This is a genomic window from Vreelandella maris, from assembly GCF_013371085.1.
GTDB classification, from domain to species: domain Bacteria; phylum Pseudomonadota; class Gammaproteobacteria; order Pseudomonadales; family Halomonadaceae; genus Vreelandella; species Vreelandella maris.
In genome coordinates this window covers 73,111-86,787 of the sequence record NZ_JABWCV010000008.1, presented here as the reverse complement: position 1 = coordinate 86,787, position 13,677 = coordinate 73,111, and the positions used below count along the sequence as shown (strand labels likewise).

General features: G+C 56.5%; 9 protein-coding genes. 3 read left to right on the top strand and 6 right to left on the bottom strand.

Features of this window, described 5'->3' with window-relative positions:
* Positions 1-43: 43 nt before the first annotated feature.
* Positions 44-928, top strand: coding sequence for an ion transporter (locus HUO07_RS08810; RefSeq protein ID WP_176303264.1), 885 nt, complete (start codon positions 44-46; stop codon positions 926-928).
* A gap of 13 nt (positions 929-941) precedes the next feature.
* Here the strand turns inward: HUO07_RS08810 and HUO07_RS08805 are convergent, their stop codons facing one another.
* Both HUO07_RS08805 and HUO07_RS08800 read right to left on the bottom strand, forming a co-directional pair.
* Positions 942-1,565 (bottom strand): L-threonylcarbamoyladenylate synthase, encoded by a 624-nt coding sequence (locus tag HUO07_RS08805; protein ID WP_176303263.1) that lies wholly within the window; start codon positions 1,563-1,565, stop codon positions 942-944.
* Between the two features lie 103 nt (positions 1,566-1,668).
* Entirely contained in the window at positions 1,669-2,589 is a 921-nt protein-coding gene (locus HUO07_RS08800; RefSeq protein ID WP_176303262.1) for a PHP domain-containing protein, read from the bottom strand.
* Between the two features lie 145 nt (positions 2,590-2,734).
* On the opposite strand from HUO07_RS08800, the gene HUO07_RS08795 reads away from it, so the two are divergent.
* Both HUO07_RS08795 and mnmC read left to right on the top strand, forming a co-directional pair.
* Complete coding sequence (locus tag HUO07_RS08795) at positions 2,735-3,034, top strand: YciI family protein (RefSeq protein WP_035564396.1); 300 nt, start codon at positions 2,735-2,737, stop codon at positions 3,032-3,034.
* A 157-nt stretch (positions 3,035-3,191) separates the two neighbouring features.
* Positions 3,192-5,210 carry a bifunctional tRNA (5-methylaminomethyl-2-thiouridine)(34)-methyltransferase MnmC2/FAD-dependent 5-carboxymethylaminomethyl-2-thiouridine(34) oxidoreductase MnmC1 gene (gene mnmC / locus HUO07_RS08790; protein WP_176303261.1) on the top strand — a complete coding sequence of 673 codons (2,019 nt, stop codon included), beginning with the start codon at positions 3,192-3,194 and terminating at the stop codon, positions 5,208-5,210.
* Here the strand turns inward: mnmC and HUO07_RS08785 are convergent.
* The 4 genes from HUO07_RS08785 to smc form a co-directional block, all read right to left on the bottom strand.
* Positions 5,204-5,479: a YheU family protein gene (locus tag HUO07_RS08785; protein WP_176303260.1), complete on the bottom strand. Its 276-nt coding sequence runs from the start codon at positions 5,477-5,479 to the stop codon at positions 5,204-5,206. The genes mnmC and HUO07_RS08785 overlap by 7 nt on opposite strands.
* Positions 5,479-7,512: an NAD-dependent DNA ligase LigA gene (ligA, locus tag HUO07_RS08780; protein ID WP_176303259.1), complete on the bottom strand. Its 2,034-nt coding sequence runs from the start codon at positions 7,510-7,512 to the stop codon at positions 5,479-5,481. The genes HUO07_RS08785 and ligA overlap by 1 nt, the downstream gene beginning before the upstream one ends.
* A 155-nt stretch (positions 7,513-7,667) precedes the next feature.
* Positions 7,668-9,530, bottom strand: a complete 1,863-nt coding sequence (gene zipA, locus HUO07_RS08775; RefSeq protein WP_176303258.1) for a cell division protein ZipA — start codon at positions 9,528-9,530, stop codon at positions 7,668-7,670.
* Between the two features lie 648 nt (positions 9,531-10,178).
* A complete protein-coding gene (smc, locus tag HUO07_RS08770; RefSeq protein WP_176303257.1) occupies positions 10,179-13,673 on the bottom strand; it encodes a chromosome segregation protein SMC in 3,495 nt (1,164 codons plus the stop codon).
* Positions 13,674-13,677: the final 4 nt, after the last annotated feature.

Below are 13,677 nucleotides of genomic sequence, written 5' to 3'. Positions count from 1 at the left end.
TGTTTTTAAGGATCGTATTGAGCCCCCCTTTCAGGATGATGCAATGAATTTACACTTAACCCCTGGCGCCGAAGGGCTACGTACCCGCCTATTCCATATCATTTTCGAATCTGACACGCCGGGTGCCAAAGCCTTCGATATCGCACTGATTGGGGCGATTTTGCTCAGTGTTGCGGTCATCATGCTGGGCAGTGTCGAAATTTATGCCGAGCGTTACGGGCATATTTTTTTCTACCTTGAATGGACCTTTACGCTGCTATTTACCATCGAGCTGGCGCTACGCATCTACTGCCTGGAAAGGCCCCTGCTCTATTTAAAGAGCTTTTATGGGATCGTTGATTTAATTGCCGTGTTGCCCACCTGGCTAGTGCTATTGGTGCCGGGCGCGCATGGGTTGGTGATTGTTCGCCTGCTGCGCGTGTTGCGTATTTTCCGCATTCTTCGCTTGATGGACTTTGTCGGTGAGGCGCGGCTGTTGTTAGACGCGCTCAAACGCAGCATGCGGCAGATTCTGCTATTTTTTAGCGCCATTTTAATGGTCATCACGCTGTTTGCGGCCTTGATGTACACCATCGAATCTCCTGAGGCGGGCTTTACCAGCATTCCGATGTCGATGTACTGGGCCATCGTCAGTATGACCACCGTCGGCTACGGCGACATCGTGCCAGCTACCTCGCTGGGCAAAACGATTACGGTGGTGCTGATGCTACTCGGCTACTCGATTATCGCCGTGCCCACCGGGGTATTCTCCGCGCAGGTGATTCGCTCGATTCGTGAAGAGCGCTACTCCGAAGAAGCCTGCCCCGGCTGCGGGCACGAACGCCATGAAAAACGTGCCCGCTACTGCCTACGCTGCGGTACTTGGCTAGACGAAGACAGCGAAGACCCACGCAAGAAAGACGAGAAAGAAGAGCCAGCTTCTGACTAGCTTGCGCCTAACCCTAAGCCTGGAAGGGCGCGATATCACCGCGCCCTTCGCGGATGATGGTGGGCGGTAGTTCACGCAGGTCGATAACGCTGGTGGGGTCTAGATGGCAGGCGCCGCCGTCGATAATGGCGTCCAGATGGGCGCCAAAACGCTCGCGGATCTCTTCTGGGTCGTTCATGGGCAGATCATCGCCTACCGGAATCAGCGTGACGCTCATCAATGGCTCGCCCAACGCGGCCAGCAGCGCGTGAGTAATGCGGTGGTCCGGCACGCGCACGCCGATGGAGCGACGCTTGGGGTGTAGCAGTAAGCGCGGCACTTCGGAGGTCGCATCCAAAATATAGGTGTAAGGCCCTGGTGTATGCGCTTTCAACAAACGGAAAACGTCATTATCCACCTTGGCGTAGGTGCCTATTTGCGATAGGTCGGAACATACCAGAGTAAAGTTGTGCTTATCATCCAGAGAGCGCAGCCATTTGATTTTCTCAATGGCCTTCTTCTCACCCAGGTGGCAGCCCAAGGCATAACCTGAATCGGTAGGGTAAGCGACGACACCGCCTTTACGAATGATCGCAATCGCCTGATCAATCAGCCGCTTTTGCGGGTTTTCCGGGTGAATCTGGAAATATTGGCTCATAAAACTGCTCCTTTGAAAACTCACTCGCTCAGCGCGTACCTACAGCATAGCTGACCTTGGCTGTTGATAAATTAAGCTGACGAGAACTTAAGCTAATAAAAACTTAGCCGATCGCTAACAGGCCGGGGGCGGCATCGCGTAGATGCACCAAGCGCGGATGCTGCCATATCGGGGGCGCTGCCGTGCGCGGTACCAAGCTCATACTGCCGGGTGCTGCATGACTGCCGGGAAAGTGAAAATCGCTGCCCAAGGAGGCATATAACTCACGCTCGACCAGCTGGCGCGCCAAGTCACGGGTGCTATCCGGGTTCTGCTGGCCGCTAACCAGCTCAACCGCTTGGCCGCCCGCCGCCTGGAAGGTGTCCATCAACAGGCCACGCTTGCGTCGAGTGAGGCCATGGCGCAATGGATGGGCGATCACGGCAACGCCGCCTGATTCCACAATCCAGCTCACGGCTTCGCTGATTTCCGGCCAGTGGGCTTTAACATCGCCCTTCTTGCCGCTGCCTAGGTAACGCTTAAAGGCGCTTGCCCAGTCGGGCACCACTCCTTCAGCCACCAAGGCACGGGCAAAATCCGGGCGGCCTAGGGGGCGGTCGCTGCCTGCGTGAAGGCGCGCTTTCTCCAGGGCGTCGGGTAAACCTACTTTTTCCAGTCGTTCGGCAATGACTTCCGCACGCTGGATACGCGCCTCACGCTGCTGAATCAAGCCTTCCACCATCGGCCCCTGCAAGCCACCGGGCATCAGCGCCACGACATGAATATTGACCCCTTGCCAGCGTGTGGATAACTCGCAGCCAGGGATAAGACATAGCCCTGCTTGCTCGGCAGCGCGGCCCGCTTCTTCAATGCCGTCCATGGTATCGTGATCGGTAAGCGACATATGCGTCAGCCCGCGTTCGGCGCACAGTGTTACCAGCTCAGTGGGCGATAGCGCGCCATCAGAAGCAGTGGAGTGCATGTGCAAATCAACCGGGTAACGCTGATCGGCATCAAAGGTATAAGGAAGTCGGGGCATAAGCATGACGCCGTGTGAGCAGTTTGTCAGAATGCGCTTTTTCAGCTGTGAATAAATCGTTCGCAATGGGTAAGATATGGTGCGCGTATCTGTCTGCGCGGTCAATGAACGCTCACTTTTCATCCCCTTCTTTTCAAGGAGTTATATCTACATGCTGTACGCCATTATGAGTGAAGACGTGCCCAATAGCTTAGAGCGTCGTTTAGCGGCTCGCCCTGATCACCTCGCCCGTTTGGAAGCGCTGCGTGACGAAGGCCGGATAGTGTTAGCGGGCCCTCATCCTGCCATTGACGCTGAAAATCCCGGCGATGCTGGCTTTTCCGGCAGCTTGGTGGTGGCGGAGTTTGAGAGTCTGGAAGAGGCTAATGCATGGGCGGATGCCGACCCATACATGATTGCAGGGGTCTATGCCAAGGTAATTGTTAAGCCGTTCAAGAAAGTTTTGCCTTGACCCCAACAGGCGAGTGTGGAGGGTCCGCCCGCTTTTTCACAGAGCCTGTGGAAAACTCTGTGCAAACCCGGCGGACGCTTTGCGCTAAGCCAGAGCCAGCGCCGACGGCGACAAATTGATCATTTTTTAACCACTTTTTCATTAAACGGATATCTGCGTGACCCAACGTCCTAATGCTTTGCCTGCCCTCGCAGCGTTAACCACGCCACTACTTACCTGGAACGAGGGAGCACCCCACGCAACCGCATTTGATGACGTCTATTTCACCCGTGGCGATGGGCGCGCTGAAACCGAACATGTTTTTCTGGGTGCCAACCATCTTCCTCAGCGCTTTGCTGAGTGGAAAGCAGCAAGGCCGTTCGTCATTGGTGAAACCGGCTTTGGTACCGGGCTGAACATGCTCTGCGCCTGGGCTTGTTTTGAACAGCATGCAGCGCCCAATGCGCGGCTGCACCTGTTATCCACAGAGAAGTTTCCTCTTGAACCTGAGGCGCTGGAACAGGCGCTTAGTGCCTGGCCTTCGCTAGCGGCTTATACACAGGTGCTATGCGCCCAGTGGCCAGCTGCCGTGAGCGGCATTCACCGCCTGCACTTAACCGAGCGTGTCACGCTTGATCTGCATTTCGGCGATACCACAGAGCGCCTGGAGCAGTTAGATGGCCAAGTCGACGCCTGGTTTTTAGACGGTTTTGCGCCTTCTAAAAACCCCGATATGTGGCAGCCGGCGCTATTTAACGCCATGGCCGCCCGTTCACGCCCCGGCGCGACATTCGCCACCTTTACCTGCGCTGGTATCGTCAAACGTGGATTGAAAGCCGCAGGCTTTAGCTGGAAGAAAGTGCCAGGCTATGGTCGCAAGCGGGAAATGCTTGCGGGCAGTATCGAAACGCCGCCTGTGGACCAGCGCCGCCAGGCAATGCCCTGGTTTACCCCGCCGCCCGTGGCGGCCGTAAAGCACGTTGCGATAGTCGGTGCTGGGCTGGCGGGCAGCACGATGGCGGCAGCGTTAGCGCGGCGCGGCATTCAGGTAACGGTTGTTGAGCGCGAAGCCCCCGGCGCGGGCGGCTCAGGCAATCGTCAGGGTGCGCTGTATGTAAAGCTGGCTGCCGAGACGAATCACCAGAGCCGTGTTTACCTTGCCGGGCTGCTGTACAGCCAGCGTTGGCTTACCCAACAGCTATCCACACAGCCGTTATCCCCCCCCCCTTTATGGCAACCTTGCGGCGTGGTGCAGTTGGCGAGTAGTGATAAAGAAGCACGCCGCCAGCAGCGTTTTATTGAACAACACCCGCTGCCCAGCAACGTTGTCACTGCGCTAAACAACCCGGCGCTAAGCGAAGCAGCGGCCATGCCCATTGACGCACCCCATGGGCTGTTTTACCCACAAGCGGGATGGGTTCAGCCCAAGGCACTATGTGAGCACTTACTTAGTCAGCCAGGAGTGACTGTCCAGCAGGGTGACGTTAGCTCTCTTACCCGCACAGCCGCCGGGTGGCAGCTCAATTTAGACGATGCCAGAACGCTTAATGTCGATCAGGTGGTAATTGCAAGTGCGCATTTGGCTAACCGCTTTGCGCAAACCAGTGAACTGCCGCTGCAGTCGGTCCGCGGTCAGATTAGCGAGATAAAATTACCCGATGGGGTAGCAGGCCCAACCCGCGTAATATGCGCCGGCGGCTACGTAGCGCCTGCTCTGGATGGGGTGCTGACCTTTGGCGCCAGCTTTATACCCAATAACGCAACCACCGATGTAACCGCCGACGATCATCAACGCAATATTGATGAGCTGCGTCAGATGTTGCCCGCCTTAGTCGCCGAGCTGGAAAAAGCCGGTAGTGAATTAACGCCTAAGCACCTTCAAGGTCGCGCGGCGGTGCGTGCGGCCAGCCCCGATAAAACCCCTTATGCAGGGCCTGTACCAGCAGCAGAAGCGTGGCAGGCCGACTATGCGCGGCTAGCTAAAGATGCCACTCGGGTGCCAGAGACGCCTGGCGAACACCACCCAGGCCTGTGGATATCGACGGCTCATGGCTCACGCGGGCTAGCCAGCGCACCACTATGCGCCGAGGTGATTGCTTCAAGAATGTGCGATGAACCGATGCCGCTGGAAGCGCCGCTGGTCGATCACTTGCACCCAGGGCGGCGCATTATCAGCGCGATTATTCGCACTCAGTAGTCGCCCTCTTCTTCGTCGTCGGCTATGTCACGGCCAAACGAGCGCCACCGTGCTAGGGTCATGACCTCGGTCATCTCCAGCTCAAGGTCATGGGCGATGATCAGTTCGTTACGCTCAAGCTGCTTTTTGAGCTCGGCTACCCAACCATGCATGCCCTCGCCCGTGGTATCGGTCGTGTCGTAACCCTGGCGGGTCACAAACGCCTCAAGCAGCGCATCGAGCGTTTCCGGTGGCAGCATTCTTGCGGGCACTTCAATAAAACGGCTCATTAACTCTGCTCCCACTCTGCCAAACGTTCCATAAAGGTCGCTTCATCGATCACTTCTACACCCATCTGCTCGGCTTTGGTTAGCTTACTTCCTGCAGCTTCACCAGCGACGAGACAAGTAGTCTTCTTCGACACGCTGCCCGCTACCTTCGCGCCTAATGCCTGCAAGCGCGCCTTACCCTCATCGCGGGTCATACTCTCAAGCGAGCCCGTCAATACCCAGGTCTGGCCTTCTAGCGGCGTTGGGCCTTGGGTAACGGCGGCTTCCTGCCAGGTCACACCGGCATCAATCAGCGCGGCAATGGTTTCCTGGTTGTGCGGCTGGCGGAAAAAAGTGTGCACGTGGGCAGCGACAATCGGGCCAACATCGTTGACTGCTTCCAACGCTGCCAGTTCCGCCGTTTGGACGGTTTCAAGCGTGCCAAAGTGATTAGCCAGGTTGGCCGCTGTGGCTTCGCCTACTTCACGAATCCCCAGCGCGTAAATAAACCGCGCCAGGGTGGTCGATTTGGCTTTTTCAAGCGAGTTGACCAAATTATTGGCTGACTTCTCGCCCATGCGCGGCAGGCTTTTTAGCTGCTCGACAGTCAAATGAAACAAGTCCGCCGGGGTTTTGACCCAACCCAAGTCGACCAGTTGCACAATCAGTTTCTCGCCCAGGCCGTCGATATCCAGCGCCTTACGGCTGGCGAAGTGCTTTAACGCCTCTTTACGTTGGGCGGCGCAGTAGAGGCCGCCGGAACAGCGCGCCACCGCTTCGCCGTCAACGCGCTCGATATCCGAACCACATACCGGGCAGTGTTCAGGAAAAACAATGGCCCTGGCATCTGCAGGCCGCTGCTCAACATGCACTCTGACTACCTGAGGGATAACATCGCCAGCTCGGCGGATGGAGACCGTATCACCGATCATCACGTCCAGGCGGGTAATCTCATCGGCATTGTGCAGCGTGGCATTGGACACCGTCACGCCTGCCACAGTGACCGGTTCAAGGCGTGCTACCGGAGTGATTGCCCCGGTACGGCCAACCTGGAACTCGACATCGTTAAGCGTGGTGACCTCTTCCTGAGCAGGATATTTAAACGCCACCGCCCAGCGCGGCGCGCGGGCGACAAAGCCCAGCTCACGCTGGTAGCGCAGGTCATTCACCTTGATCACCACGCCGTCGATATCAAAGCCAAGCGCATCACGTTTTTCACCCAACTGCTCGCAGTAGTCAGCGACAGCTTGCGGGCCTTTGACGACTTTCAGCTCTGCACTTACGCGAAACCCTAACGTAGATAATCGCGCCATTAATTCGCTGTGGGTGGTATCGCCTAAATCAGGTTCCAGGCGGGCGGCCTGATAGGCGTGAAACTCCAGCGGACGTTTCGCTGTAATACGCGGGTCGAGCTGGCGCAGGCTGCCTGCCGCCGCATTGCGTGGGTTAGCAAATACCTTGCTGCCCTCTTCCCGAGCGCGCTCATTCAATGCCTCAAACCCTGCATGACGCATAATCACTTCACCACGCACTTCCAGCAGCTCGGGTACGTTTTTGCCCATCAGCTTCAACGGCACCGAACGCAAAGTGCGCAGGTTAGAGGTGATACCTTCACCGGCACGCCCATCGCCCCGGGTGGCGCCGCTCACCAGCATGCCCTGCTCAAAAACCAGCGACACCGCCGCACCGTCCAGCTTAGGCTCGCAGGTAAACTCAACCTCGTCCGCACTGCACTCCAGCCGTTCTGCCACCCGCTCGGCAAAGGCATGGATATCTTCGCGGCTAAAGGCATTATCCAATGACAGCATAGGGATTGCGTGCGCCACTGATGGAAAGCCATCGGCGGGGGCGGCGCCTACGCGTTGGGTGGGTGAATCACTGGTGATCAGTTCTGGATGGCTGGCTTCCAATTGCTGTAAACGTTGCAGCTGACGGTCGTAGTCGGCATCGGTAAGGGTAGGATCATCCAGCACGTAATAGCGGTAGTTTGCCTCATCCAGGGCGGCCCGCAGCTGGGTAATCTCTTCCAACGGTTGAGAATCAGACTTGCTCATTAGAATGGGTTCCAGTACTCGGCAGCGACAACGCAAAACCTAAGCAATTTAAAAATTGAACGAACGTGAAAACTGAACGACTGTAAAATTAGCGCTTATTGAACAAAAACACCCGCCTTCTGGCAAGAAGGCGGGTGTTGAACAGCCGATGTGATTTAGCGGACTTGCATATGCCGATGCAGGCGATGGCGACGCTCAAATTCACGCACCCGCTGACGGGCAAACTCGATCGTTTGTGCGGTCATCACACTGCGGTTTTCATCCTTCAGTTCGCCGCCCATATGACGTACCACGACCATGGCGGTTTCAACCATCGCCTCGAACGCGGCAGCGCTATCGAGCGCACCCGGCAATGGCATCAACAACGTGATGCCTGGCGTCATAAACTCGCCCATCTCTTCAATGGGGAAGGTGCCCGGTTTAACCACATTGACCATGGAGAACTGCAGCTCGCTGTCATCACTTTCCGTTTCAAAGCGGTGGAAAATGCCCATTTCACGGCTATAGCGCAAGCCACACACCATCATGAGTTCCAGCAGCTTGCTACCGTCAAAACCTTCTGGGTCACGGGAGAGAACGCTGATAACAACCACTTCTTCAGCGCTGGAAAGTGTCTCTTTGGCGTGTTCGCCGCTCACATCGTGACGCAGGGCTTTTTCTAATGTGGGATGAATGCGGACGCTATCATTCCCCACGCGCTCATCAGCAGCGCGATCATCATAAGCAGCATCGCTGGCATAATCGATGCTTTCGTCAAAGTCAGCAGCGTAGCCCTCTTCGTAAAGGTGCTCTTCGTACCGAGACGCTTCACGAGCTTGATCATCCGCTCGCTGCTGGGTAGCCAGTCTATCCGCGGCCGCTGCATTGGCTGCTGCCTCTTCACGTGCCTGCGCCTGCTCTTGGGCTACGCGAGCACGCTCAGCATCGGCGGCTTCTTTCGCTTCACGCCGCTGTTCCGCTTCCACTGCTTTACGTTCTGCTTTCTGCTTGGCCAGCTCCTTATCTCGCAGCGCTTTCTCAGCCTTTTTGCGCTGCTTCTCTTTACGACGCTCAATCAACCGGCGCTTCAATGAGCGGCCCATACCTTCAAAGTCGACTAACCGGTACTCATCCACTTCGTCATCGTCGAGCTCGTCGTGCTCACCGGCTGTATCGGAGCGCAACTGACGACGTTTAGGAGAATGATCATTAGCTTGTTTTGCAAATACGGCATCTTCTGGCTCAGCACGCAGTACCGGTTCAGCGTCATAATCAGGCTGAACAGAGGCTTCCGTCTCTGTTTCGCTTGCACGAATAGACATGTCGTCAGTGGAAGCCGCTGCCTCACGGGTCGTTGCGTCTTCTTTGATAGCGGCCTGTCGAGCAGGCTCAGTTGCTTCAGCGTTCGCGTTAGAAGCGGTTGCGTTAGCCATTGCAGCAGAATCAGCGGCCGCCGTTGGCTCGGCTTCGTGTTGCGATACGGCCTCTCTGTCCTGAGGAACTTCAGCAGCCTTTAAGGTACTGGCCTTTGAAGTGCTGTTCATTGAAGTGCTTGCCATAGAAATACTGGGTTCAAGGCGCTCATGCTCAGTCGGCATGGAGGGTGAAGTCGTCGCAGTATTTGCTTTAGCGACGGCTGGGCGCTCCGTTTTTTCTGCTGCTATTGATTGGGAATTAGCGATGGATTCCGCTTTTGCAGCTTTGCGCTTGGCTGCTTTAGCTGACGCCGAACGCCTAAACTCAGAAAGCACTCTGGAAGGGCCAGGATGCTCTTGACGCTCTAACTTTGGTTTATTACCTAAGCCACTATAGTCAGCGGGCTTAACGACTCGTGCACCGCCATTGGGTAGCTCCCAATTGATCTCTGCGGCTTTAGCAGCTTCATCGGGATCATCTTCTAGCTGACTAGCTGAAAGATCCTTTTCCGCCTGATCCAAACGGGGTACACGACGCTGACGTTGAAGCCTTCGCACACCGTCTATAACGATGAGCGATACCAACGCCAGCCCTAAAATGATTAGCCACTCTCTTAGTTCCATGTCGAACGTTCCATGGTCATCTTGCCGGTTGCTAAGGCACCATGCCTAAATATGGGTAACTGCTATTTAATAAGTACTTGCCACCAAGCATAGCGCGATTGCTATGAAAAGGGCCAATTTTTGCTGATAATTACGCTATTTTCACGCTTTTGACACTGTTATTGAAGCCGGTTAAGGCAAAAGTCCGACCTTAACTTCAGCCGAAAGTGCCATGAGCCTTTGATTTAATCGTTATACATAGCTTTATAAAGGAACCTCGAAAGCTAGAAAAGCCATTTTGACAGCTGGGAAGTGCATAACCGTTTCAGCCTTTTGCTTACTAACGTGCTAATTATCCCCTTTGCCAATATCCATTTATAAGCTGCTTAACGCTCTAATACCAAACATTAATAGAGGTAATATAGTTAACTTGAGCGCGTTAGGACATTTTTTTGCGTATTTGCTTAATATTTATCACTCCATGATTAACAAACTGCTGTTTATAGTTACAGTCTCTTCCAAAATTCTTCTACTGCGCACGGATGGGGCGGCCGGTTATGTTAGATGTAGATGCACCTTAATATCCCAACGCTCATCAAGTACACGCACTAAACGGCCATCGTTAATTTCTTGCTCAGCAAGACTTTTGAAGACTAAGGGCGAAGGCGGTTAATCGACCAGCGCTGCCGCTTCTTCAATACCCACCGAGACTAACCGCGATACGCCGGGCTCTTGCATGGTCACCCCCATCAAGCGCTCGGCGGCTTCCATGGCAATTTTATTGTGAGTGATATAGATAAACTGCACGTTCTCGGACATCTCTTTCACTAGCCGGGCGTAACGGCCCACGTTAGCGTCATCCAGCGGCGCATCTACTTCGTCCAGCATACAGAAAGGCGCAGGGTTGAGCTGAAAGATTGCGAATACCAACGACAGTGCAGTAAGCGCTTTTTCACCGCCCGATAACAGATGAATGGTGCTGTTCTTCTTACCCGGTGGGCGGGCCATAATCGCCACGCCGGTTTCCAATAGATCATCGCCCGTTAGCGTTAGCCATGCCGCACCGCCACCGAACACGCGAGGGAACAGCGCCTGCAGCCCGGCATTAACCTGGTCAAAGGTCTCGCGGAAACGCACCCGGGTTTCTTGGTCAATACGCTTAATCGCCCGTTCCAGGGTTTCCAACGCTTCGGTGAGTTCAGCGTGCTGCGCTTCCAGATAATTTCGCCGCTCAGCCTGTTGATCATACTCCTCAATGGCGGCGAGGTTGATCGCCCCCAAGCGGCGAATTTTGTCCGTGGTGCTCTCCAGGCGCTCCTGCCAACGGGTTTCCGTCGCTTCCTGGGGCAACTGTTCGGCGAGGGTCTCGACGTTATGGCCAAGCTCAGTTAGCTGCTCATCCTGGGTGGCGGCTTTAAGTGCCAGCGCCTGCACGTCCATACGCCGCTGCTGGAGCTGCTCGCGACTCTGCTCCAGGTTACGTTCATGCTGTTGGCGGGCAAGTTCGTCATTACGCAGTTGCTCAGCCAGTGCCTGGGCCTGCTGACGAGTCGCGTTTAAGCGCCCCTCCTGCTGCTCACGCTGATGAAGCAGCTCTTCAAGCTCTTCCCCCGCCAGCTCGTCGGGCTCGACCAACATCTCCCGCGACTCTTCAAGCTCGGCAATACGCAGCGAGAGGCGCTCCTCAGAGTCGCTCGAGCGCGCCTGCTGAGAGCGCAGGCTATCCCGCTCAGCGCTTAAGCGTTCACGCTCAAGTGCCAACGCCTGCTGCTGCGCTTTGAGCGGCGCATGCTGCTGGGTCAGTTGATCACGCGCCTCGCGCTGCCGGTTGCGCTGCTCGGCACTGGTTTCCCGTACTTCAGCGGTGCTCTCCAGCTGCTCCATTGCTACATGCCAGCGGGCACGCTGCTCATCAAGAGTAAGCGCTAACTCTGCTTCATCCTCTTGTAGCTGGGCAAGTTCTTCATCGAGCTCCGTTGCACGACTTTCAAGGTGTTCCAAGCGCTGGGCCAAACTGCGCTCTTTCACCGCCAACTGCTGCAGGGTGGTGGCGTGGGCACGCTCTTGTTCGGACTGCTGTTCCCGAGCCTGCTCCAGCGCTTCAATCGTCTCACTGGCCGCCTCACACTGCTCCTCTGCCAGCGCCAAGGCCTCTTCTTCACTTTCGCGCTTAGCGGATAGCTCGTCGTAGCGGCGGCGGGTCAATAGCAGCCCGTCGATTCCTTCACCGTTGGCCTGCTGATGCAGCCAGCCACGACCCAACCAAACTCCATCCTGGCTCACCACGCTTTCGCCGGGCGCCAAATGCGCTACCTGCGCCTCTGCCTCTTCGGCCGTTTGCGTATAGTGAATGCTTGCTAACCACTCGCCCAGCGCGCCTGCGCCTTTGACCAAACTGTCTAATCGCTGACCCGAGGCAGAAGGAGCTGGCGAGGTTTGATCGATCAAACGCCAATCGGTGGCTAAGGCCTCGGGCAAGGCCGCTAACTGATGGCGAGTGACTAAACGTGCATTGAGCCATGGCGCAAGCAACCAGGAAGTAAGCGCTTCCCAACCTGGTGCTACTTGTAACACCTCGCCCAGCTGGGGAGCCTCTGCCAATCCATGCGCTTCCAGGGTCGTGCCTATCGCAGGATCGTGATCCACCAGTGCCGCATCAATCAACGCTTGCAGCGAGGCCAGCTCCCCCTGACGTTGGCTCAGTTCAGCGCGCTGATGATCGCGTGTTTGAGTCGCCTGCTGGTAGGCCGCCTTGGCATCGCTATAGCGCTGCTGCCATTGATCGCGCTGGGCTTGAAAGCCTTCCGCCTGCTGCTGGGCATCCGCTAACTGCTCTTCGCATGCAGCATGCTCTTCGCGTAGCCCTGTGAGGTCAGCGACCTCACTGCGCTGCTGGCGGCGGCGCTGATTTTCAGCTTGCAGCCGCTGAATGCGCTGCTCCAGGTCACGCAGTTGATCCTGGCTACGATCAGCGTCACGACTGGCATCCCGCCAGCGGGTTTCGGCATCGGCCCACTGCTGTTCAGCGGCTTCCAGGGCCGGAGAAGCGTCGGCTAGCGCTTGTTCAAGGCTTTCGAGCTGCTCCTCTAAGGCTTCGTGCTCGGGAAGCAGATCGTCAAAGCGCTCATCAATGGCGGCGAGGCGAGTCTGGTCACCTTCGCTAACCCGGCGCTGCTCGTCCAATTCGCGGCGAGCCGTGGCAATATCATTAGCGAGCTGGGTTTCACGGCTGCGGCGGTGGGCCTGATCCTGTTCCAGACGGGCAATGCGCGTGGTGGTTTCAAAGAACTGCTGTTGGTGGCGGTCGAGCACTTCAGAGAGTTCGTCGTGCTGTTCGCGGGCTTGTTCCAAGCGAGTTTCGCACTGACGAACGCCGAAGACATCTTTTTCGACCGCGATTTCCAACTCACGAACGCGGCTCTCCTGATGGGACTGCTCCGCCCGCAGGGTACGGCCGCGCAGTAGCGCCAGCTCACCCTTGAGCCGATACTCCTGCTCCTTGAGATCTTGATAGCGTTTGGCCGCTTCGGCCTGACGCTTGAGACGCTCTAGCTGTTTATCCAGCTCTTCGCGAATATCGTCCAGACGCTCCAGGTTCTCCTGGGTGCGCCGCATGCGGTTTTCGGTTTCCCTGCGGCGCTCTTTGTACTTGGAAATGCCCGCGGCCTCTTCCAGCGTCGAGCGCAGGTCGTCGGGGCGGGCTTCGATCAACCGCGAAATCATGCCTTGACCGATAATGGCGTAGGAGCGCGGCCCCAGGCCGGTGCCCATAAACAGGTCGGCGATATCGCGCCGACGGCACTTTTGACCGTTGAAGAAGTAGTTGGATTGCCCATCCCGCGTTACCAAGCGCCTAACGACGATTTCAGCATACTGCGCATAAACGCCGCCCATACCGCCATCGCGGTTGTCGAACTTGAGCTCTATGGAAGCTTGGCTGATCGGCTTTCGGCCAGTGGAGCCGTTAAAAATGACGTCGGCCATGGACTCGCCGCGCAGGGTTTTAGCGGAGGACTCCCCCATAACCCAGCGCACGGCGTCAATAATGTTGGATTTACCACAGCCGTTGGGGCCCACGATGGCAGTCATATTGCCATCGAAGGGTACCGTCACGGGATCCACAAACGACTTGAACCCGACTAAGCGAATCGAGGTTAAACGCATGTCG